The organism is Pseudonocardia oceani, from assembly GCF_019263585.2.
GTDB classification, from domain to species: domain Bacteria; phylum Actinomycetota; class Actinomycetes; order Mycobacteriales; family Pseudonocardiaceae; genus Pseudonocardia; species Pseudonocardia oceani.
Genome location: NZ_JADQDF010000001.1, coordinates 4815303 through 4837681, shown reverse-complemented (window position 1 = coordinate 4837681; position 22379 = coordinate 4815303). Strand labels below are relative to the sequence as shown.

Sequence of the window (22379 nt, the reverse complement as noted above, 5' to 3'; positions counted from 1 at the left end):
CGGCCCCACACCAGTCCTCGGGACACCCGGTCGTGGCGCTCCTGTCCGCGGTCGTGCTCGCCGTGCAGCTCGCCGGGCGCAGCTTGCACGATGTGGTGCGGGAGGCGGCGCAGGCCGGGGTCCCGGACGCGACCGCGTTCCACACGACCCTCGACTCCGCACTGGCGGACGGCGCCATGCGGATCGTGCTGGTGTTGGACCGGGCGCCGCAGGACCTGATCCGGCTGGTCGGGTACCTGGAGGCCGTCACGCACGGCCTGGTGATCGACCTGATCACGGTCGCGTCCTACGAGCTGGGCGGGGGGCGGTTCGTCGTGCCGCAGCGGGTGGAGCCGGAACGGATCGTGCGGGAGGCGATCGAGCCGGGCGGGACGCCGGCTCCCGCCACGCGGAGCGGGGAGCTGGTCGACGGGCACGAACTGTTCCTGGAGCGGATCGCCACCGCGCCGGCCCGGCACCGCCCCGTCCTCGACCTGTTCGCCGCCTGGGCGGTGCGGTTGTCGGACGCGCGGCTCGCGGACATCCGGACCTTCTTCGGCAAGAACGGCGACGCCGTGCTCCTGCCCCGTCTGCGGCCGGGCCAGGGCGGGTTGGTGTCGCTGTACGTGCGCGCCGACGGCCGACCGGCGCTGCAGTGGTGGCGGTCGGTGTTCGAGAAGCACGCCCCGGGCAGCATCAGTGCTGTGGGCGCGGCCGGTGGGACCGAGATCGGACGAGGGACGCTCGCCCCCGTCGTCGACCAGGCGCTGCTCGATGAGGTGTTCGCCGCCTACGTCGAAGCCGCCGGGTGACCGCCGCATCGGCTCTGGTGCCGCCCCATGGCTTCGGGACTCCCGGGGCGTGGATCCCGCTGTACGACGGTGAGGTGACGTGGGCGGGCCGGCCCGCGCCCGGCCGTGTGCAGCTGCGCTCGCTCCGCGACCCGATGTGCGCTGGACCTCCGAGCCGGAGTATCCGTCCGGCTCGGACGTCAGTGACGTCGAGCTGCACCTGGAGCACGAGTCCGGGCGGTACGGGTGGCCGCGCGGCGCGGCGGGAGCGCCGACGGTCGGATCCACCACGCCGACGTCGGTCCCGCGGACGCCGCGCTAAATCACATGCTGGTGCACTGGCTGAACGTGCCGGCGTTCCGCAGCCCGCACCGGATCGACGACGGGGCGGCCGAGTACTCGGGCCGGTGGACCGCCGACCTGGGCGCCTGGGCGGTGGTCCTCGACCGTGGCGTCGACCACCGGGAGGTGTACCGGGAGATCACGGCGGCGGGCTCGATCGCGGTGACCCACGTGATGGAGATCCGCAGGCGTGACGGGCTCACCTTCACACCACGCGACGTCGATCCCGTCCTCGACGCCCTGCACCTCGGAATGTCGTTCGCGCTCGGACGCTGGGTCGCGCCGGTCCTTCCGGTCGGATTCGACCGGAACGGTGCCCGGGTCTGGGAACAGTGGGCCGCCCGGCGGTGCGATCCGGGTGCGCCGGGCGCTCCTCGATGGTGGTTCCACCAGCACGAGTGGGAGCCGGCCGAACTCCTGGATCTGCTGGTGATCCGGGTCGACGAGCCCGAACTGCGCTTCACCGCCCGTTTCCTGATGGCCGGTGCGGTGCTGTCGGCCGCCGGCGGGTTCTGCGAGCAGCGGATCATGACGGCGGTCGCGGCTCTGGAACATCTCACCTGGACGACTCTCGTGAAGCGCGGCTCGATATCGAAGTCGGCGTACGAGAAACTCGAACCCACCTCCGAACGACTCGCTCGCCTGCTCGACGCCGCGTCGATCGACGGCACGCTGGACTCCTCGGCCTGTCCGAACCTCGCTGCTTTCGCGCACGAGCAGCCCGCCGGCGAGCGCTCCGGCCCCAGGATCCTGCACAAGGTGCGGAACATGATCGTGCACCCGACGTCGGACGGGCACGCACTCTACGAGCGCTTCGACGGGCTCGTCACCGAGGCCTGGCTGCTCGCGCACCATTACCTCGTCCTGCTCGTGCTGCACGACCTGGGCTACCGCGGCAGCGTGCAGAAGATCCTCCGACCGGGAGGCTGGGAAGGTGACGTCGAGGCCGTGCCCTGGGTGAGCTGACGCCACTGACCGCTCGTCGCAGCGCCGATCCTCTTGCCGCTGAACAGCAGAAATCGTCGGTGGTCGAACGTATGATCGAGCAATGCAGGCAGTGGTGGACCTCCCCGACGACTTGGCGGCGGTGCCGCCCGGTCCGGAGCTGGCCGCCGTTCTCGGCGCCGTGGGGCTGTCGTCCGTGCCGAACGACCGGATGCTCGAGGTCCTCACCGCCCAGCACCGCCAGTTGTGCCACGACCAGGCCCGGATGGCGGCCACGCTCGCCGAGCTGGGCCGCTGCGCGGGCGGCGCGCAGCCCGGCCAGGTCTCCCGGCTCGGCGCGACCGACCGCTACGCCCCGGACGAGACCCGCGCCGCCCTGCGCTGGACCCGCACCGCCGCCGAGTTCGAGCACGACCTCGCCGACGCCGTCGTGCACGCCATGCCCGCGCTGTTCGCCGCCTGGCTCGACGGTGCGCTCGACCGCCCCCGCGTCCTGGTCTTCCACCGCTACCTCACCGGCCTCGCAGCCGAGCAGGTCGCCGCGATCTGCCGCACCGCCGTACCCCGGGCACCGAGGCTCACCACCGGGCAACTCGCGGTGCTGTTGCGCCGCATGGTCCTGGCCGTCGATCCCGCCGCGGCCGAGCGCTGGTACCGCAAGGGCGTGCGCGAACGCAACGTCGTCGCCGTGATGGACCCCGACGGCACCGTCACCCTGAGCGGCAACGGGCTGCCGGCCGACGAGGCCGAGGCCGCCTGCGGGCGGCTGCAGGACCTCGCCGACGCCGCCAAGCGGGCCGGACACCCCGGACTGATCGGCCAGATCCGGTGCGACCTGTACCTCGGCATGCTCGACGGCCGGTTCCACGGCATGGGCGCCGATCGGCTCATCGCCACCCTGATCGCGCAGTACTGCCCCGACGGCCCCGGCACCGCCGCGGTGGCACGGACCGCCGCAGCACAGACGGCCAACGGCGCCCCGTCCACCGATCCGTCCCTGGCGGACTTCGCCGTTGTCCCGGCGGCCCCGAGCGGCATCACGACACCGGAACCGGGCACGAGGCTCATCCCCACCGGACCGGCGCCTGCCGGGTCGCCGACTGCCGCATCGGCGACGACCCGTCCCGGCGAAGCCGCCGCGGCCAGGCCCACCGGTGCACCGGCCGGCATCGAGATCCGGGTGTCGCTGTCCACGCTTCTGGGGCGCGACGAGCACCCCGGCGAGATCCCCGGCCTCGGCCTGCTCACCGCCGCCGCCACCCGCGCCCGGGTCGCGCAGCAGCGCCGGGCGCAGTGGCGCTTCGCCGTCACCGACACCGCGGGCCGGCTGCTGTCGGAGGGCGTCACCCGCCGCCGCCCCGGGTCCGTCGGCGGGCACTCGGTCCGCCGCGACGGACCGGCCGGCGGCATCGTGGAGATCCACGTCCCGGCCTCGCTGCTCCACCGGCTGCTGGGCGACGGGGCCGGCGAGTGGGCCGGGGTCGTCGCCGACATCGCCGCCCGGCACGCCCGCCGCGACGACCACCTCGCCGACCTCGACGCCCACCCCGCCCGCCGCTTCCCCACCGCCGCGTTGCGCCGCCACACCGAGATCCGCGACCGCACCTGCGTCTTCCCCGGCTGCCGCCGCCGCGCCCACGCCAGCCAGTCCGACCACACCCGCGACCACGCCCGCGGGGGCGCCACCGTCGCCGCCAACACCGGCCCGGCGTGCGCACACGACCACGACGTCAAGCACGGCGGCGGCTGGCGGCTCGACCAGCCCGAGCCCGGCGTGTTCGTCTGGCGCAGCCCGCTGGGCGGGGAGTACCGCACCGGCGGCGGGTTCCTGCTCCCCGGGCTACCCGAGCCCCACCCGGTCGACCTCGGGCCCGGGTTCGACCAGCCCACCCGCCGCGTCGAGGGCCCGATCCTGCAACCCCGCCGCCGGGTCGAGCCATCCCGCCCGCCACCAGCGCCCCGCCCCGAACTCCCCGACGACCCGCCGTTCTGAGATCGGCGCGGTGGTGCCCCTTACCCGGCCGGAGTCCCTGCGTGCCCATCCGACTCTGCCTCATCCGACTCGGGGACCCCGAGCAGCACACGAAGCCGTCGCTCCAGCCGATCACGCCGGGCCACACAGAACTCCAGGAAGCCGTCGAACGACTCCGGCAGCAGGTCGAGGTCGTTCTGCACCACGTACTGCTCACGAGCTGCAGCGGAGTGGAACGCATCGGAGCCCAACCACTCCCACGGCCAGGAGTCCTTCTTCGCGATGTTCACCGGTCCGCGCAGCAGTTGGAGGTTGGCCAGACCGTTGACAGCCACGCCGTAGTCCACCCGCTTCTCCTCCGGCACGCCATGGCGTCGGAGCTGGGATGCCGAGAACCGGGCCCGCGGGAACACGTGGTCCTCATGGAACTGTTCCGACAGATCCAGGCCCGGGTAGAGCAGGGCGAGGACCGCGAAGGTCCGGGGAGAGTTGTACTGCAGCTGGGTCAGCTCACCGATCTCGGCCGGCGAGAAGCTCAACGACTTGCCGATCGGCGCCATTGCGGCCTCCAGGGCGTCGGTGGGCCAGCCCGCCGACGCCGGGGCCGAGCGGATGGCCTCCCGCTGCCGGGTGAGCACCCCGTCCAGCCCGCTACCCCAGATCCCCCGCTTGACCAGGCTGCGCAGCACCCAGGTCCGGATCGCGGCCCGGTCGGCGGAGTGGGAGCCACCCGTCAGGTAGGTCTCCGTGGCACCACGCCGGTAGAGGTAGTAGGCCAACGGGATGATCACGCTGTTCGCGGTGAGGGTGCGGGCCGTGAACCCGAAGTTCGCGAGCAGCCGGGCCGCCAGCAACATCGCGTTGCGCACCCCGCTCCACTGCTTCTCCAGCTCGGCCATGTTGGCGCTGGTGAAGTTGGCGACGTTGAACCGGACGTCGGGCACGTCGATCAGCACGAGTGCGGTCTTGAGCACGTTGTCGCGGCTGAAGCTCATCTCGCGGGCGCTCCCGTTGAGATCGTCGACGAGGTTGCGCACCTCCTGCCGGGCGTCGAGCTCGGCCCACTGGTTGGTCGCCATCGACAGCAGCAGGTCGGAGTACGACAGCTGGGTGCCGCCGCTGTTCACGCGTACGAAGATGTCCAGGACGGTGTTCGGGTCCTGCCCGTCCTCCTGGTATGCGTTCATCGCCTCCCGCTCGCACACCGCGTGGTAGAGCGCGTGCAGGCGCTCGTAGGCGCGTTCGTGATCGATCAGTCCGTTCTGGCGGAGCCAACCGACCATCGCGGGCCCGCTGTTGGCCAGTTTCAGGATCTGCGAGACGAGGTACCAGCCGGTCGGCTCACCCTCGGCCGGTGTGGCCTCCTCGGTGGTCAGGAAACGGAAGCGGAAGCGGGTGTCGAGGGTCTCGTTGTCGCCGCCGTGCAGGAGGTCGAGGTGCAGGCGCTTCACCGGGTACGCATCGGGGTTGTTCGCCCACTTGCGCGGGAGCCGTTCGGCCAGGCTGCCGTAGAGCCCGATGTTCAGCGCGGTGAGTCGCTGCTGCCCGTCGAGCACCGCGGTGACGGCGCTGCCCACCGGGATGTGCGCGATCGGCGCGTAGGGGTGGTTCAACTCGTGGTAGTCGGTGATGAACTCGTAGAACCGGAAGGACTGGGCCTGTTCACCGTCGACGGCCCAGAACAGGAACGAGCCGATCGGGTACCCGCGCAGCAGGCTGTCGAACAGCAGGCAGATCTGCTCCGCGTCCCACACGAACTCCCGTTGGATGGCGGGCAGGACGTAGCGGCGCTGCTGGATGGCGGTGAGGGTCCTCGCGACCGTGGTCGGCGGCAGGAAGTTGCTCACGTCGTACTCCTGGTCAGTCGGTGGTGGGAAGCATCGGTGCCGGACCTCGGTCGGTCTGCTCGTTCGGCGGTCATCCGCCACGCTGCCTGCCGGACGACGGACGCGCGCCGGTTGTCGGCGCCCTCGACACGCGGTGCCGCCGTCGCTCTCGGTCAGTCGCCCGACGGCGGCTCCATCAGGTGGACCCCTCGCCGTCGCTGCTGCGATGCCGGGAGCGGGCAGTGGAGTCGGCGTCACCGGCGGCGAAGCCCTCGCGCATCCGCCGACGGGCGGTGAAGTGCTCGTGGGCGGCGGTCATCTCCGCCTCCCGGTCGACCGGGGTGAACGGGAGCTCGTAGCGGCCCAGGTCGGCCCCACGCTGATTCGCGACCTTCAGGATGTCCTTGGGCACCTGGCGGCCGTTGCGGTCGTGCTGCATCACCCGCTCGTACTTGCGCAACACCCCGAACTGGGTGCGGTAGATCGCGCACAGCTCCTCCGCGGTGATCCCCAGCATCACCGCGGCCAGCGCGTCGATCTCCACGAGCGCCTGGCGGCGTTCCGCGTCGCGGCGCAGCGGGGTCTGCATGGTCCAGCGCGGCTCCACGGCGCCCATCTCGACGGCCGGCAGTTCCCGGGTCCACCGGTCCAGTCGCCAGGCCGGGTCGAACAGCTCCTCCCACAGCGGGGCGTAGTCGGCGGTCAGGCAGTTCAGACGCAGGGCCCGGAGGATCAGGTCGGGGACCAGGACGTGGTCGCGGGGGTGGGGGAAGCGGGCGGCCGACTCCGCCTGCACCTTCGACATGCCGCTGACCTTGACGAAGAAGTCGAGCGGCAGCGACGCCCACAGGCCCGCCGCCAGCGCGAGGTCTCGGGACGGCGCGGTCAGGGTGTGCACGACGTGCACGTGCATCGGGCCGGGCGGGATGAGCGCAGCGTGCAGGCTGCGGACGGTCGAGGAGTCGACCATGTTGCGCCAGGCCAGGCGCAAGAACCGGTTCGCCGGGACACCACCCCACCGCGGGTAGCCGGCGACGTAGTCCGGTGTCGGCTTGCCGCGCTGGTAGTTGGTGCGCGGGATGACCCGCTCCGCCAGCTCCTCCAGCTCCCAGGCCGTGTAGTCCTTGTTGCTGCGCATCGTGGCGTTCGGCTGCTTGGCGAGCGGTGTGCCAACGGTGAGGTGCGGCCCCTGGAGGATGACGTCGTCCAGTGTCTCGGGCACCGCCGACCGCCCGACGAAGAAGCCGGCCGACTTGTCCGCGGACTCGTGCCATCCCGAGGTCCATTCGAAGCGCACCGCCCCGAATCGAGGTGCGGCAGCGACCTTGTCGAGCACCTGCTGGCTCGATCGGTTGACCGGCCGCATCAGCCGCGCCTCCAGCGGCGACGTGCCCGGGTCATCGACCAGGGCGGCCCAGTCGGCGAGCACCGACTCATCGACCTCCACGATGCGGGCGCGGTGCGGGGTGAAGTCCCACTTGTCGTCCTCGCCGCGCAGGCCCGGCTCGGCTCCTGACCCGTCGTGCCGCAGCGACCGGTCGACCACGTCAGGCCGGTACAGCGATGAGGCACTGAGGAACCGGACCGCGCCGGGCCTGCCGTACACCGACACCGAGAACTCGCCGCCGTTGTCGACGTCCTCGAACAGCTTCAACACGTTGCGGAACTGCCAGCGACGCCGCAGCCGCGTGTAGGTCTCCCGCCGCACGCCACCCGCCCGGGCCTCGGTGAAGTGCGACTCCGGATGGATCAGCCCGACGATCCCGCCGCCGCCCATGCTCCGCCAGGTGCGGTCCATGAAGCAGCGGTAGAGGTCGGGTTGGGTCCCGCGCAGCAGCGGCCGGTCCACGTTGGAGCCCAGGTGCGCGCTCGTACCCGCGAGCGATGCGCGCTCGTCGAGGTACCGCCCGTCCCCGTCGTCGAGCACCTGCTCGCGCCGCTCCCGCACCTCGGTGACGCCCGGCTTGTCGGCCAGCCCGAACCAGGCGTCGTCCTCGGCGAGGACCAGGTTGTCGTCCCAGTCCGGCCGCACCCACGGCGGGTTACCGAGCTGCAGGTCGAATCCCCCGCGCGCGGCGAAGACGGGGGCGAAGTCGAGCTCCCAGTGGAAGAACCCCTCCCGCTCCGCGATCGTGGCGCACACGTCGAGCCACGGATGCGCGGCAAGCACCTCGTCGGCCGGGCGCATGTTCGTGAAGCTGATCTCGGACTGCTCGGCGTCGTCGAGCTCCGGCCAGGTGGCGGCGTCGGCGAACAGGCCCCGGCCGAGCTTGGCCTCGGCCTTGCTGCGCACCCCGAGCAGCATCTCGCAGGCCTCGATCCACTGCGCCCGCGTCGGCAGGGCGACGGAGGTGGTGACCGGCCAGAACCACAGCGCCGCCCACGCGTCCATCACCCGGCGCAGCCGGCGGTAGGCGCTCGCAGGGTCGGTGAGGCTGGCCTCGATCTGCTCGCGTTGCACGGCACCGGTGCCCGAGGGCAGGTCGGGAGCGCCCCAGATCGGGATGTCGCGGCGGATCTCCCGCTCGGCCACCTCCAGGCGGCGCAGCGCGAGCGTCCACAGGGTCTCCACCCGCTGCCCGAGCGCCTGCAGCCGGGCCAGCTCGGTCTTGCTCAGCGCCGCCTTGTTCGAGCGGCGCCACTTCTTCAGCGTGTCGGTAGTCGCGGGGCGGCCCTCCTTCGCCTCCTTGGTGTCGGCCACCGCTCCCCACCCGGCGGCGGGGAGCAGGAAGTGGTGCACCTCGTAGGGCGACACCGCGGAGCCGAGCGGGCGCGGCGTCGGCACGGTGGTGAGCCAGCCGCCCTTGGTGATGTCGGCGGGGGTCCAGGTCTCGCGGCGGGCGCCGATCAGCGAGTTGCCGCGGCGCAGGTGCAGCCCGAACCAGGGGGCGCGCAGGCCGGGGTGCATGGCGTCGAGCCACAGGGTGATCTCCGCCAGCTCCACGGCGGTGGAGTTCAGGTCGACGCCGTAGCAGTTGTGCAGCGCGATGTAGGCCTTCACCCGCTGCTTCTGGGCCGGCACGTCCTCGGGGTCGATGCGATCCCCCAGCTCGCGCTGGCGCCGCGTCAGGTACTGGTCGGCGAGCTGGTCGACCGCCTCCACGAGGAAAGCGCCGGAACCCAGGGCGGGCTCACAGACGCGGACGTCGAGGACGTCGGCGGCCGGGGTGTCGTCGGTGAACAACTCGGCGAGCGAGTGGGTGACGACGCAGCGGGTGAGGACCTCGGGGGTGTAGTAGGAGGCGCTGCGCTGGCGGTCACGGCCCGAGAGCCGGTAGACGAAGTCACCGGGGGCGTAGCGGACGCGAGCCGACACGTCGGTCTCCGGGTCGATCCGTTCCACGAACCACCGCGGGTCGAACTCGCGGGTGTCCTCCTCCGGCACCACCCAGCTGCCCTTGGACGGGTCGCCGTCGCGGGCGACCTCGACCAGGTGGCGGGTGGCGATCGAGCCGGTGTAGGACATGAGGCCCTCGTACACCGCGCCGAGCTGGTTGATGCCGAGCTGGGCGTAGGAGACGAAGCCGCGGTCGCGGCCGCGGCGCTCCGGGGAGAGCAGCAGCCGGGCCAGCACCTGCTGCAGGCAGCGGTTGCCGAGGCCCACCTCGTCGATCAGTGCGGTGGCGTCGGCGGCGAACAGGTCGGCGCGCAGGGCCTCGAAGCGCAGCTCGCCACCATCGTCCGCCCCGGCCAGCGGCGCATCGGCACCGTCGTCCGCCTCGGCTGACCGCGCATCGACCGGGCCGCCGGCAGGGCGGATCACCCCGCCGGCGCCCAGCGTCTCCGGCGGGTAGCCGTCGTTGACCAGCCGGAACAGGATGCGCAGGGAGTCGTAGAGGTGGGTGCCGCGCTCGGCGGCGTCGCTCGTGAGGTCGGTGAGTACCAGCTCGCGGAGCCGGTCGAGGCCGTAGCCCTCGGCGTACTCGCTGGTGCCGACGGGCAGCACGCCCAGCTCGGGGCGCGCCTCGGCGTAGAGCAGGAACAGGATGCGGTAGAGGAAACGCAGCGACTGACGGGTGAGGTCGGGCGCGAGCCCGTCCACGTCGGACGGCAGCCCCCGCTCGACGCGGCGGCGCAGCACCTCGGTGGCCAGCAGTTCGATCGACTCCCGCACCCCGCCGCGGAGGTCCTTGGAGACACCGACGGCGTGCTTGACCGACTCCTCGAGCAGGGTCGGCAGCAGGACGGAACCGTCGTCGCGGGGCAGCAGCGCGTCGGCCGACACGAGCGCCGCGATCGTCTCCAGCTCCCCCGACGCCCGGGTGTCGTGCCGTTCCAGCGCGGTGGCGAGGTCGACGGCGAGCCACCGGCCCTCCGGCCAGCTCGCCCGCTCGGCCAGCAGCACCCACGCTCCGGCCGTCACCAGCACCAGCGCAGGCGGGTTCTCCGCACCGAAGATCTCCGAGACGACCCGGGACGTGGCCGTCTCCGGCTTGCCGTCGACCGTGGCCGGGCCGAGCAGGTGCCCGGCGCCGTCGCCGTCCAGCACGTCCTCGACGGTCGCCGCGTCGCGGGCCTGGAGCACCAGCAGCCCCTCACCGCGGACCACCGCCGGCACCGCGAGCTCCCCGACCTCGACCTCGGGACCGTCGAGCAGCAGCGCCTGCCGGACGGCGTCGTGCAGCGTCCTGAGCAGCGTCTCCGACCTCTGCTCCCGCGCCTGGACCAGCAGCGAGCCGAACTTCGCCCCCAGCCCGGTCAGCCCGGACCGCGGGGTGGCCTTGGTGTGCTCCTCGCGGTCCTTCCAGTCCGCGCGCAACGCGCGCACCGTGGCCGGGAACTGCTCGGCCAGCCAGTGCTCGGAGACGAGGTCGTTGCCGACCACGATCGAGTCGAACCGCGTCACGATCCCTCCGGGACGAGAAGGAGCAGGACCCGCACCATCGGTTCGGCCCGGGCGCTCAGGGACGCCACGAGCTCGGTCGAGGCGTCACCGTGGCGGTCGATCCGCCGGCGCAGCGCCGCGGCCCGCTGGGCGCTCATCCCGTCGGCCCGGGCCTGCGACGCGCGGCGCCACGCGTCGATCCGCTGCGCGGCGGCCTGCAACGGCTCCCCCATCGTCGACGCGCGCTCGGTGGCGAGCAACGACATGTACTGGCGCATCTGCGCGACCGCGGCGGGCACCAGCGGCTGGTGGACCTCGAGATCGAGCGGGGCGTTCGCGTTCACCGCACCCGTGCGGAACCCGGCGCGCGCCAGCACGTCGACGGCGTCCGGGTGCACCATCGGCGCCACCGCCGGCGCGAAGAACTCCATACCGACCAGCGCGCGCAGCACCACCTGCCCGCGGCCGTTGGTCAGCGTGCCGAGCACCAGCGCGGTCGGGGCGTCGACGGTGCCGGTGGCCACCGGCACCTGGTTGCGGCCGAGCCGGCTCAGCGCGCGGTCGACCGCCCAGTCGAGCACGGGATGCAGCGGGGACAGGAAGTGCGCGAGCGGCCACTGCGTGGTCTGGTCACCGGCGGCCGTGCCCTGCGTCGCGCGGCGCAGCGACTCGGTGCCGGCCTCCGGGGTGACCGCCAGCAGCAGCTTCTCCCGGACCTGGCGCTGGGTGAGGTAGCTCTGCGGCAGCACCTTGAGCCGGGCCATCAGGTCGGGCGGCGGCACGAGCTCCACCAGCTGTTCCGCCGGGTGCTCGGTCCACCCCACTCCCCCGCCCCGGACGCTCGCGGCCGGGTCCGGGCACGCCTCGTACAGGGCCTCGCGCAGGAAGTCGACCTGCCGGTCGAACAGCCCGAGCTGCGCCGCCTCCGCCGGCGCGTCCACCACGTCCTCACCGAGAGCGTCGAAGAAGGCGTCGAAGCTCTCGGCGACGTCGCCGTCCACCGTGGGGCCGTCGGGTGCGGGATCGGGTGCGATCTCGTCGATCGAGCGGCCCTCGGCCAGTGCCCGGCGCACGGCCTCCTCCTCGGCGCCCACGTCGTGCAGCCGCATCAGTGACGCGGCATCGCCGAGCGCGGTGTGCGCGGTGTGCTCCTTGGCGAGCAGGCGGGCGAGCACGCGGACGTCGCCGGAGAACCGTTCGTCGGACGTCGTCAGCGCGAGCGCGGTGATCTGCGGTTCCTCGAGCTGTCCGTAGCGGTCGATGCGGCCGTTGCGCTGCTCGATCCGGATCAGGCTCCACGGGATGTCGACGTGCACGAGGCGGCTGCACTGCTTGTGCAGGTTGACGCCCTCGCTGGCGACGTCACCGGTGATCAGCACGCGCACCGGGGTGGCCGAGCGCTGGAAGGCGTCGACGACCGCGTGCTGTTCCTTGTCGACGAGGCCACCGTGCAGCACCGCGAAGGCATCGTCCGGCATCTTCAGCCGGGAAGGCAGCTCCCGGCGCAGCCACTTCAGGGTGGCGACGCGCTCGCTGAACAGCACCACCCGCGTCTCCTTCCCGCGCCCGACGCCGATCGAGCCGAGATGCTCCACCAGCGCGTCGAGCTTCGCGGAGCCGCCGCCGAGCGCACCCTCGACCAGCTCCGCCAGCCGGGTCAGTGCCGTGCCCTCCGCGGTGTGGAGCTCACCGCTCGACGCGAGCGTCTTCGTCCGGTTCGCCACCGTCTCCGCCAGCGCCTCGGGCGAGGACAGGAAGGCCTTCGCGAGCGTCCAGGGGAACAACCGGCGACCGGCGCCGGTCACGGGCGACTCACCCTCGGGATGCAGCCACACCCGCGACAGCTCGGTGGCCACCGCGTCCTCGGCAGCGCTCGCGGACACGGGCAGGACCTGCGGCTCGGGGCGCTTCGCCCACTTGTGGCCGACCTCGCGGTCGACGTCCGGGGAGTGCCGGTGCCGACGGATGAACAGGTGGGCGATGTCGCGCATCTCGTAGTGCTCGGGGTCGACGATCGCGGTGGGGTCGAGCAGGCCGATCAGCTCGGCGAACGACTCCGCCTTCCCGTTGTGCGGGGTCGCCGAAGCCAGGATGAGCGCCTCGGTCTTCTGCGCCAGGATCCGGGCCAGCTTGTTGTTCTGCGTGCCGGGGTTGGTGAGGTTGTGCGACTCGTCGATCACGACGACGTCCCACAGGTGCTTCTCCAGGTGCGAGCGGTAGCGCGCCGACTTGAGCGTGTCGATCGAGACGATCACCTTCGGGAAGTAGGTGAACGGGTTGCGACTGGCCGGGAGCCTGCGGCGGACCTGGGCGATCCCCTCGGAGTCGAGCCGCACCAGCGGGATCCCGAACCGCGTCCACAGCTCGTACTGCATCTGCTCGAGCACGTGCCGCGGCGTGACCACCAGCACCCGCTCCGCGCGGCCCCGGCGGGCCAGCTCGGCCAGGATCATCCCGATCTCCAGGGTCTTCCCCAGCCCCACCGCGTCGGCGATCAACAGCCGCGGCCGCAACCGAGCCGGATCGAGCGCCTCGGCGACGGCCTGACGCTGGAAGTCCAGGGGGTCGAGCAGCATGTCGCGGCTCACCGTCAGTCCTGGCTCGTGCAGCGGCACCGGAGTCTTGCGCAGCACCGCCTCCACCCACAGCCGGCTGCGCCGGAACTGCGGGGAGTCGTCACGCACCAGCAGGGCGTCAGCGGGATCGAGGGGCGCGATGTCGTCGAGAGCACCGTAGAACGTGGCCGACATCCCGCGCACCAGCTCGGAGCTGCCCAGGCAGCGGACGCGCCACCCGTCACCGACCCGGTCGCTGGCGGAGACGACCCACTCCTCGTCGCGGACGACCACCACGCCACCCGCGGCAAACGCCTGCTGCACCCGGTCCCCCGTCCTCGCCGAGCACCGGACGTTAGTGGGCGTGTCCTGGTAGCGCCCACAGGGAGGTCAGCTCGGCGGCATGCCGTCGTCCATCCACTCCCAGGCCCGAATCTGGTCGCCGATGCCGCTGTTGACGATCCCGCCGATGACCTCGACACCGAACCGTGACGTCCGCCCCGGTGGAGTGATAACGTCGTTACACGGCGTGAGGAGCTCGGATGTCAGCGAACGACCTCGTGACCGGTGCGCTCCAGGGACTGTGCCGGTGGATGTGGGACTGCTCCCCGCGCATGATCCCGGCCATCGTGCGGGAGCGGGGGGCGGCCGGGGCGCTGCGGTGGTTCGCCGCGAACATGCCCCGCTACCTGGTGACCCTGCGGGTGCTCGGGCCGGTGCGCACGCACCTGGCGTGCGTCGCGTACTCCCTGCTCAACGGCTGCACCTACTGCGCCTACGGGCACGCCCACGCGCTGGAGCTGATCTACTTCCGCGACCGCGGCCGCCTCTTCCCCGCCGACGCCGCCACCCTGGCGACCTGGCAGGAGCTGCCGCCGCGGCGGCTGGCCGAGCGGCTGCGCACGGTCCTGGAGGACGCCGGGATGCACGGCGAGGCGCTGTGGGTCGACCGGATCATCCACCTCGCCGTCGGCGATCAGCTGCCCGTCGACCGCGACGAGGTGCGGCTCGCGCACCTCGTCGGCATGGTCCGGGTGATGAACGACGCCGCGATGGGCTGCGACGTCGCGCCGGGCGAGGCGATGGACACCGTCAACCGCGACGCCGCGGTGAAGGCAGGCCACGCCGCGGCCCTGGTCAACGAGGCGGGCCTGGTCGGCTAGTAGGTGTCGTGCCAGTTCCACCACGCGTACGGCGGGGACTGGGGGTAGGCCTCGGGCGAGTCCTCCCACGACTCCTGCCGGCCCAGGGCGGTGATGTCGAGGTAGCTCCACGTCCCGCCCATCGCCTCGTCGCCGCGGTTGTCGACGAAGTACGTGCGGTAGACGCGGTCGCCGTCGCGCAGGAACGCGTTGGTGCCGTGCCACTGGTCGACGCCGAAGTCGGTGTCGAAGCCGTCGAGCATCGTGAACCACGGCATCGTCCAGCCCATCCGCTCCTTCACCCGGGCGATGTCGGGCTGCGGGGCGCGGGAGGCGAAGACCAGGGTCGTGTCGCGGGCGTGCAGGTGGGCGACGTGGGCGACCTGGTCGGCCACCAGCGAGCAGCCGCGGCAGGCGTGGTCGGGCCAGCCGTGCACGCCCTCCTCCAGGAAGGCGCGGTACACGATGAGCTGGCGGCGGCCGTCGAACAGGTCGGGCAGGGTCACCCGGCCGTCGGGGCCGTCGAACGCGTACTCCCGCTCGACGGACGTCCAGGGCATCCGGCGCCGGCGCGCGGCCATGGCGTCGCGGGCGCGGGTGAGCTCCTTCTCCTGCACGAGCAGCGCGCGGCGGGCGGCGTCCCACTCGTCGGCGTCGACGACCGGGTGGGCGGGCAGGGTCTCAGTCACGGGGTCCTCCGAGGTGGTGGGTGAGGCGGTCGAGCGGGCCGTCCCAGTCGCGGGCCAGCGCGGCGAGGAACTGCTGCGCCACCTGCATCGGTGCCGAGCGGAGCCGGTAGCGCACGCGGCGCCGCTCCCCCGGCTCGGCGGTGACGAGCCCCGCGTCCGCGAGCAGGGCCAGGTGCTTGGCGATCGCCTGCCGGGTGATGGGCAGGCGGCCGGCCAGGTCGGTGGCCGTGGCGGGGCCGCCGGACGCGAGCGACGCGAGCACCGCGCGGCGGGTCGGGTCGGCGAGGGCGACGAACACCTGCTCGGCGACGGCCTCGACGTCCTCGCCCGGCGCGGGGTCAGGCGGCATCGAGGTGGGCGACCAGCTCGCCCAGCTCGCTCGCCCAGCCCTCGGTGTTGCCGCCGAACGCCTTCGCGTGCGCGTCGTCGGGCAGCTGCCCGAACCCGGACTCGACCACCGTCAGGCGCGTGCCCGGCCCGGCCTCCTCCAGCGTCAACTCCTCCAGGGTGAACTCGACGTAGGTGCGGCGCGGGTCGTCCTCGGGCAGGCCGTTGATGTGCCAGGTGAAGGCGAACACCGACGGCTCCTCGACGCGCTCGACCCGCATCCGCGCGACGTCGCCGCTGCTCCACGACATCTCGGCCGCGCCGCCCGGGCGCAGGTCGATCGTGACCGTCTCGCCGAACCACGCGGCGAGGCCGTCGGCGGTGGTGAGCGCGGCCCACACGTCGGCGGGTGGGCGGGCGATCTCGACGGTCCGCTCGATGCGGTCGGGGAACCCCATGTCTGCCTCCTTGAGTAGCAACTGAACGATTGCGACAGTATGGCAACCAGGGAGTTGCGTCAAGGTGGGCTACGACGCCACCACCGACGCCGTCCGGAAGACCTCGCCCGGCATCGGCCGCGCCAGCTCCCACGTGATCGCGATGGGCCGCTCCCCGGTGTGCTCGACGTAGCGGCACAGCCCCAGGCACAGGAACGGCGCCGGGCCGAGCTCGTCGGTCGGCGACTCCCGCACGAACAGTGCGACGTGGGACGCCCCGGTGAGATACCGCTGCCCGGGTACTGAGGCGACCGTCGTCGCGTTGGGCGACTCCCAGTGGAACCGGTCCGGGCTCAGCGCGAAGTCCCGGTACATCGTGGTGGGCGAGAAGTCGCGCTCGGTCTTGCGCAGGTTGACCAGCAGTGCGTCGGTCGCGGTCTCCGGCGCCCACGCCACGCCCTGCGCGTGCCCGTGGGCCTTGCGCGTCATCGACGCCCACCCGAGCGCGGCGAGCACCTCCTCGCGCCGGTAGTGCGCGTGGCTGAGCAGCGGGACGTGCAGCAACCCCTCCCCCAGTGGGCGCGGCACCTGCCGGGCGCGGTCGAACCGCAGCGCCACCAGCTCGCCGATCTCGGCGCACACCGCCGGGTGGCGGCGCAGGTGCTCGAGCCCCTCCTGGTAGGAGGCGTGGCCGCCGCGGTCGGGCCACAGGAGGAAGAACAGCATCCGGGCCAGGCACCGCTCCCGGTCGGTCAGCGCGTCGTAGGCGGGGCCGTCGGGACGGGCCAGCGCGGCGTAGACCTCGGCCCGTTCCCGGTCGTCGACGTGGGCGAACGCGACGGCCTTGCGCAGCAGCGCGTCCTCGTCGGGGCCGGCGGGCGGCGCGGGCAGCCCCGCCTCGCGCCGGAGGCCGGTCCAGGAACCCGCCCGGTAGACGTCGGCGAGCTCCCGACCCGACTCCTCCAGGTAGCGCTGCAGCGACAGGTCGCCGTGCGAGCGCACGTCCGCGACGAGTGCGCGGCGCGTGACCCGCAACTGCTGCTCGACGTTGTCGAGCACGATCTTCTCGGCGACCCGGTCCAGCACCAGCTGCGACCCGGACGGCAGGAACGGGAAGCCGCGCTCGACGTCCTCGACGAGCCCCTTGCGGGTGCTGCCGGTGAGCGCCCGGTAGCGGACGTCGAAGCGGAACTCCCTGCGGTGCTGCCCGATGAAGTCGAGCGCGGTGAGCACGGCCTTCCCGCGGGCCCGTCGCAACCCGCGCCCGAGCTGCTGCAGGAACACCGTGGCGCTCTGCGTGGGGCGCAGGAACAGGACGGTGTCGATCTCGGGGAGGTCGAGGCCCTCGTTGAACAGGTCGGCCGCGAACAGGCAGTTGGCCTCCAGGCTCCGCAGCTTCCGCAGCGCCTCCGCCCGCTCCGCCGCCCGCGTGGAGCCGTCGACGGCCAGGCTGGCGATCCCCTTCCGGTTGAACACCTCCGCCATGTAGCGGGCGTGGGCGACCGAGACGCAGAACCCGAGCGCCCGCATCCGGTGCACGTCGGTGACCTTGTCGACGGTCTCGCGCAGGACCTTCGCCGCCCGCGCGTCGTTGCCGGTGTAGACCGCGTCGAGCGAGGCGACGTCGTAGGAGCCGCGCTTCCACTCGATGCCCTGCAGGTCCACGTCGTCGGCGACGCCGAAGTAGTGGAACGGCACGAGCAGGTCGGCGCTCAGCGCGTCCCACAGCCGCAGCTCGTAGGCGGTGCGGCCGCCGAACCGCTCGCGGACGTCCGTGCCGTCGGTGCGCTCGGGCGTCGCGGTGAGGCCGAGCAGCTCCCGGGGTGCGAGGTGGTCGAGCAGCCGGCGGTACGTGGGCGCCTCGGCGTGGTGGAACTCGTCGACCACGACGACGTCGAAGTGGTCGGCGGGCAGGCGCTCCACCCCGTACGCCGCGAGCGACTGCACGCTCGCGAACACGTGCTCCCACCGCTCCGGCCGCTCGCCCCCGACGTGGACCTCCCCGAACGTCCCGTCGGCCAGCACCTCGCGGTACATCCGCCGCGACTGCTCCAGGATCTCCCTGCGGTGCGCCACGAACAGGAGGCGCGCGCGGGGCAGGGTGGTACGCAGCCGGGCGTAGTCGAGAGCCGCCGCCACCGTCTTGCCCGTGCCGGTCGCGGCCACGACGAGGTTGCGGTGCCGGTCGTGCAGGGTCCGCTCGGCGTCGAGCGCGTCGAGGATCGTCGACTGGTGCGGGTGCGGGCGCACCTCCAGCCCGGACACCGCCGAGACCTCGATGCGGTCGCGGCCCAGGGCCTCGCGGAGGCGGACCGCGTCGCGGTCCGGGTCGTAGTCGACGAACGACGGGTCGGCCCAGTAGCTGTCGAACGTGCCCGCGAACTTGCGGACGAGATCGGGCGTGGCGATCGACGACAGCCGGACGTTCCACTCCAGCCCGTCCACCAGCGCCGACCGCGACAGGTTGCTGCTGCCGACGAAGGCCGTGTCGAAACCGGAGTTCCGCCGGAACAGCCACGCCTTGGCGTGCAGCCGCGTGGTCGTGGTCTCGTAGCTGACCTTGACGTGCCCGCCGAAGCGGCGCACCAGCGCGTCGACGGCCCGCTGCTCGGTGGCACCGACGTAGGTCGTGGTGATGACGCGGAACGGGACACCCCGACGGTGCAGGTCGTCGAGCTGCTCCTCCAGCACGCGGATGCCGGCCCACCGGACGAACGCGCAGAGCAGGTCGACGCGGTCGGCCGACGCCAGCTCGGCGCGCAGCTCCGTAATCAGCGACGGCTCGCCGCGCGCGTTCGTGAGCAGCGCGGCCGACGACAGCGGCGTCAGCGGGCGCTCCAGCCGGTGCACCCCGGGCGCGGCCCGGCGGCTCATCGTGACGAGGTGCTCGGCGCTGCCGTCGACGCGCTCGTCCTCGGCCGCGACCCGCCCGAGCAGGTCGTTGACCAGAGCGAGCCGGCGCGCCGGGTCCCGCTCCCCGGCGAGCGCCCGCTGCACCACCGCTCCCACGTGCCGGGCGAGCACGTGCGGCTCGTCGGCGGGGTCGATGGCCGCGAAGTGCGGCGTCAGCTCGTCGGACCGGGCGAGCTCGGCGTCCAGGGCCGCGGTGCGCAGCGACTCGTAGACACCTTCGGGGAGCGGCTGCATGGTGCCGCACCCTAGATCCCGGGGCGCGAGCCGCTGATCACTCCCGGCCCAGCTCTGAGCAGAGGAGCGCCACCGCCGTCGCGGGAGGGCAGACTGCCCCCGTGACGCACCCCCTCGATCCCCTCACCGCCAACGAGTTCCGCCAGGTCACCGCACTGCTGCGCCGGGAGAAGGGCGTCGAGCGCCCGGGGTGGCGGATCGCGGGCATCGAGCTGCGCGAGCCCGTGAAGGGGGCGGCGCCCGGACCCCGCGAGGCCCGCGCCGTCGTCTGGGACACCGTCGGGGGCACCGCCCACGTCGCCCTGCTCGACCTCACCGCCGACACCCTCACGAGCTGGGAGGCCCGGCCGGGTCAGCAGCCCCACGCCACCGTCGACGAGTGGCACGAGTGCGACGAGGCCATGCGCGCGCACCCCGACGTCGTCGCGGCGCTGGCCGGGCGCGGCATCACCGACCCGTCGCTGACGCTGATCGACGTCTGGACCTACGGCGGTCACCGCATCCCCGACGCCCACCGCGGCCGCCGCATCGGCTGGTGCGACGTGTGGCTGCGCGCGGCGCCGGGCGCCAACCCCTACGCCCACCCGGTGGCCGGTCTCAAGCTCGTCGTCGACCTCAACACGATGGCGCTCCTGGAGGTCCAGGACACCGCACGGCCCGGGTTCCCCGAGGTCCAGGGCGAGTACGACCCGGCGCACGTCCCCGGCTACGCGCCCCGCACCGACCGGAAGCCGCTGGAGATCACCCAGCGCGATGGCGTCTCCTTCACCCTCGACGGCCACGCGCTGAGCTGGCAGAACTGGCGCCTGCGCATCGGGTTCACCCACCGCGAGGGGCTGGTGCTGCACGAGGTCGGCTGGCAGGACGGCGACGAGCTCCGGCCGATCGCGCACCGCCTGTCGTTCGCCGAGATGGTCGTGCCCTACCGCGACCCCACCCCGCAGCACGCCGACCGCACCGCCTTCGACATCGGCGAGTGGGGCCTCGGCTTCATGACGACCTCGCTCGAGCTGGGCTGCGACTGCCTCGGCGAGATCCGCTACCTCGACGCCGTCCTGCACGACACCGCGGGCGAGCCGGTGGAGATCCCGCACGCGATCTGCCTGCACGAGGAGGACAACGGGATCCTCTGGAAGCACGTCGACGGGCAGGCGGGCGCGCAGGTCCGGCGCATGCGCCGCATGGTGGTGTCGACGCACGTCACCGTCGCCAACTACGAGTACCTCGTCTACTGGCGCCTCTACGAGGACGGCTCGATCGAGTGCGAGGTGCGCGCCACCGGGATCATGGTGACGACACCGTTCACGGGCGAGGCGCCGCCGTACGGGGTGGTCGTCGACCGCGACACCTACGCGCCGATCCACCAGCACTTCATCGTCGCGCGCCTGGACATGGACGTCGACGGGCCGACGAACACGGTGGTGCAGTCGCAGACCGAGGCGCCGCCCATCGGGCCGGACAACCCCGACGGGCTGGCGCTCGTGCAGCGCTCCACGCCGGTCACCGTCGAGGGCGGCCTCGACCACGACTGGGCGAGCCAGCGCGCCTGGAAGGTCACCAACCCGCGGCGGCGCAACGCCCACGGCGCCCCGACGGCCTACAAGCTGGTGCCGGGTGCCGCGATCCCGCCGATGCTCGACCCGGCCGCCCCGCTGCTGCGCCGCGCCGGGGTGCTCGCGCACACGCTGTGGGTCACGCCGTACGCGCCCGACGAGCGGTGGCCGAGCGGGGAGTTCGTCAACCAGTCCGAGGTCGACGAGGGGCTGCCGGTGTGGACGGCCGCCGGCCGTCCGGTAACCGATGCCGACGTCGTGCTCTGGTACGTCTTCGGCATCCACCACGTGCCGCGCGTCGAGGACTGGCCGGTGATGCCCGCCGACACCGTGAGCTTCTGGCTCAAGCCGACCGGCTTCTTCGACGCCAACCCCGCGCTGGACGTGGCGCCCTCGCACTGAGCAGGGCGCGGCCCGCTCAGTCGGCGTGCTCCTCGCGCCAGCCGCGCAGCCGGTCCTCGGGGCGGCGGGAGCCGCGCACCGCGTCGAGCGCCGAGCGCTGCTCCGGGCCGGCCGCGTGGCGGGCGTCGGCGCGCTCGGCCTCGGCCATCTCGACGGCCGCGCGGGAGGTGGCGAGGTCCTCGATCCGGACCGGCTCGGGCACGCCGTCGGCGTCGGTGGTCCGGCTGCCGTCGGCGTAGGGGTTGTCCTCGGGCAGCCGCCCGGTGAACCGGCCGTAGGAGCCGAGGATCAGCAGCAGGCCCCCCGAGACCAGGCTGAACACGACGTTCGACATCCGGAACGCCAGCAGGTTGAGCGGCCCGTCGAGCACCAGCACGTTGACGACGCCGGAGAGCAGGAACGCGGCGCCGACCACGGTGAGGACGGTCGACGCCGTACGTCCGCCGTGGATCCCCCCGGCGATGAGCACCGCGCCGACCACGAGCGACACCCACGACAGCAGGCCGTTCGACGAGAGCCCCAGCACGGACTGGCCGGCGGTGGAGAACAGCGGGAGGCCGTCCGCGAGACCGAGGCCCCCGAACACCCAGAGACCGAGGCCGAACACGACGGCGCCGATGCGGTGCACCACGTCCAGACGCCGGGTCGAATCGCGCCAGAGGTTGTTCATGTCCCCAGGGTGCGACCGGACGGGGCCGAGCGCCACTCGACCCCGCCCGGCTCTCCGCCCCGGATCACCCCGCCCGGCGCGACGCCAGCCCGGCGACGCCGACGACCAGCGCGAACAGCGGCCAGACCAGGCCGGCGCTGTAGGGCAGGCCGAGCACGACGGTGGCGGCCGTCGAGGCGCCGGCGAGCACCAGCGCGGCGATGCCGACGCCCAGGGGCAGCACGCGGTCGCGGACGGCGAGGATCCCGACGACCGCCATCACGGCCAGCCCCGGCAGGAACGCCCCGAAGCCGGCCTGGTCGGCGAGCACCCCGAGCGTGACGGCGGCCTCGGGCGTGTAGAACGCGGAGTCGGTGCCGCCGGGCACCCCGCTCGCGGCGACGTAGCGCAGCAGGACGCCGACCGCGCCGGCGGCGAGGAACGCGACCGAGGTCCAGCGCAGCGCCTCGACCAGCCCCTCGCGCCGGGAGTGCCGGGCGTGGAAGCGGGTGAGGCCGAGCAGGAACACCAGCGACGCCGCCAGCCCGACCAGGGCCAGCGTGCCGCCGAGCTGCACGGTGGCGGGCGCGGCCAGGTTCTCGAGCAGGAACCCGGTCGTGGGCTCCGGCGGGCCGCTGAACGTCTCGGGCGCCTGGGCGAGGAAGAACGTGGAGGCGCCGGCGGCGAGGCCGGAGGCGATCCCGGCGTAGGGCCACGGGGTGCGGCGGGCGGGGATCGTGTCGACGACGGGGGCGGCGGTCTGCGTGGTCACCGGGTGTCTCCTCGGTAGGGGGTCCT

At 73.0% G+C, this 22379-nt stretch carries 14 protein-coding genes; 5 read left to right on the top strand and 9 right to left on the bottom strand.

Annotation, left to right across the window (positions count from 1 at the left end; genetic code table 11):
• Positions 1-32 precede the first annotated feature (32 nt).
• The 3 genes from I4I82_RS24240 to I4I82_RS24230 all read left to right on the top strand — a co-directional run bounded on the left by I4I82_RS24240 (position 33) and on the right by I4I82_RS24230 (position 4050).
• Positions 33-791, top strand: coding sequence for a hypothetical protein (locus I4I82_RS24240; protein ID WP_218592054.1), 759 nt, complete (start codon positions 33-35; stop codon positions 789-791).
• Positions 792-1016: 225 nt separating this feature from the next.
• Entirely contained in the window at positions 1017-2078 is a 1062-nt protein-coding gene (locus I4I82_RS24235; protein ID WP_218615517.1) for a YopA family protein, read from the top strand.
• An 82-nt stretch (positions 2079-2160) separates the two neighbouring features.
• Entirely contained in the window at positions 2161-4050 is a 1890-nt protein-coding gene (locus tag I4I82_RS24230; RefSeq protein WP_218596040.1) for an HNH endonuclease signature motif containing protein, read from the top strand.
• Between the two features lie 20 nt (positions 4051-4070).
• Here the strand turns inward: I4I82_RS24230 and I4I82_RS24225 are convergent, their stop codons facing one another.
• The 3 genes from I4I82_RS24225 to I4I82_RS24215 all read right to left on the bottom strand — a co-directional run bounded on the left by I4I82_RS24225 (position 4071) and on the right by I4I82_RS24215 (position 13559).
• Complete coding sequence (locus I4I82_RS24225) at positions 4071-5876, bottom strand: GmrSD restriction endonuclease domain-containing protein (protein WP_218592693.1); 1806 nt, start codon at positions 5874-5876, stop codon at positions 4071-4073.
• A 175-nt stretch (positions 5877-6051) separates the two neighbouring features.
• A complete protein-coding gene (locus I4I82_RS24220) occupies positions 6052-10701 on the bottom strand; it encodes an Eco57I restriction-modification methylase domain-containing protein (protein ID WP_218592694.1) in 4650 nt (1549 codons plus the stop codon).
• Entirely contained in the window at positions 10698-13559 is a 2862-nt protein-coding gene (locus I4I82_RS24215) for a helicase-related protein (protein WP_226370229.1), read from the bottom strand. The genes I4I82_RS24220 and I4I82_RS24215 overlap by 4 nt, the downstream gene beginning before the upstream one ends.
• A gap of 218 nt (positions 13560-13777) precedes the next feature.
• Between I4I82_RS24215 and I4I82_RS24210 the strand changes: the two genes are divergently transcribed.
• Positions 13778-14398, top strand: a complete 621-nt coding sequence (locus I4I82_RS24210; protein WP_218592695.1) for a hypothetical protein — start codon at positions 13778-13780, stop codon at positions 14396-14398.
• Here I4I82_RS24210 and I4I82_RS24205 read toward each other — a convergent pair.
• The 4 genes from I4I82_RS24205 to I4I82_RS24190 form a co-directional block, all read right to left on the bottom strand.
• On the bottom strand, positions 14395-15066 hold the full coding sequence (locus I4I82_RS24205) for a DUF899 domain-containing protein (RefSeq protein WP_226370228.1): 672 nt from the start codon (positions 15064-15066) through the stop codon (positions 14395-14397). The two genes, I4I82_RS24210 and I4I82_RS24205, sit on opposite strands and share 4 nt — an antisense overlap.
• A complete protein-coding gene (locus tag I4I82_RS24200; protein ID WP_218596039.1) occupies positions 15059-15415 on the bottom strand; it encodes an ArsR/SmtB family transcription factor in 357 nt (118 codons plus the stop codon). Before I4I82_RS24200 ends, I4I82_RS24205 begins: the two co-directional genes overlap by 8 nt.
• Complete coding sequence (locus I4I82_RS24195; protein ID WP_218593666.1) at positions 15405-15851, bottom strand: SRPBCC domain-containing protein; 447 nt, start codon at positions 15849-15851, stop codon at positions 15405-15407. The genes I4I82_RS24200 and I4I82_RS24195 overlap by 11 nt, the downstream gene beginning before the upstream one ends.
• A 69-nt stretch (positions 15852-15920) precedes the next feature.
• Positions 15921-18977 carry a DEAD/DEAH box helicase gene (locus I4I82_RS24190; RefSeq protein ID WP_218593665.1) on the bottom strand — a complete coding sequence of 1019 codons (3057 nt, stop codon included), beginning with the start codon at positions 18975-18977 and terminating at the stop codon, positions 15921-15923.
• Between the two features lie 101 nt (positions 18978-19078).
• Here I4I82_RS24190 and I4I82_RS24185 point away from each other — a divergent pair, with 101 nt between their 5' ends.
• The gene (locus tag I4I82_RS24185; protein ID WP_218593664.1) at positions 19079-20932 is read left to right on the top strand and encodes a primary-amine oxidase; all 1854 of its coding nucleotides are present in this window, start codon (positions 19079-19081) and stop codon (positions 20930-20932) included.
• Between the two features lie 16 nt (positions 20933-20948).
• Here I4I82_RS24185 and I4I82_RS24180 read toward each other — a convergent pair whose 3' ends face one another.
• On the bottom strand, positions 20949-21602 hold the full coding sequence (locus I4I82_RS24180; RefSeq protein WP_218593663.1) for a DUF4383 domain-containing protein: 654 nt from the start codon (positions 21600-21602) through the stop codon (positions 20949-20951).
• 64 nt (positions 21603-21666) lie between these two features.
• Entirely contained in the window at positions 21667-22353 is a 687-nt protein-coding gene (locus I4I82_RS24175) for a hypothetical protein (RefSeq protein WP_218596038.1), read from the bottom strand.
• Between the last annotated feature and the right edge of the window lie 26 nt (positions 22354-22379).

What these genes read in the sequence shown, in the direction of transcription:
- I4I82_RS24210 (WP_218592695.1), top strand. Translation starts at nt 13,778, where the DNA reads ATGTCAGCGAACGACCTCGTGACCGGTGCGCTCCAGGGACTGTGCCGG.
- I4I82_RS24190 (WP_218593665.1), bottom strand. Translation starts at nt 18,977, where the DNA reads ATGCAGCCGCTCCCCGAAGGTGTCTACGAGTCGCTGCGCACCGCGGCC.
- I4I82_RS24230 (WP_218596040.1), top strand. Translation starts at nt 2,161, where the DNA reads ATGCAGGCAGTGGTGGACCTCCCCGACGACTTGGCGGCGGTGCCGCCC.
- I4I82_RS24180 (WP_218593663.1), bottom strand. Translation starts at nt 21,602, where the DNA reads ATGAACAACCTCTGGCGCGATTCGACCCGGCGTCTGGACGTGGTGCAC.
- I4I82_RS24200 (WP_218596039.1), bottom strand. Translation starts at nt 15,415, where the DNA reads ATGCCGCCTGACCCCGCGCCGGGCGAGGACGTCGAGGCCGTCGCCGAG.
- I4I82_RS24195 (WP_218593666.1), bottom strand. Translation starts at nt 15,851, where the DNA reads ATGGGGTTCCCCGACCGCATCGAGCGGACCGTCGAGATCGCCCGCCCA.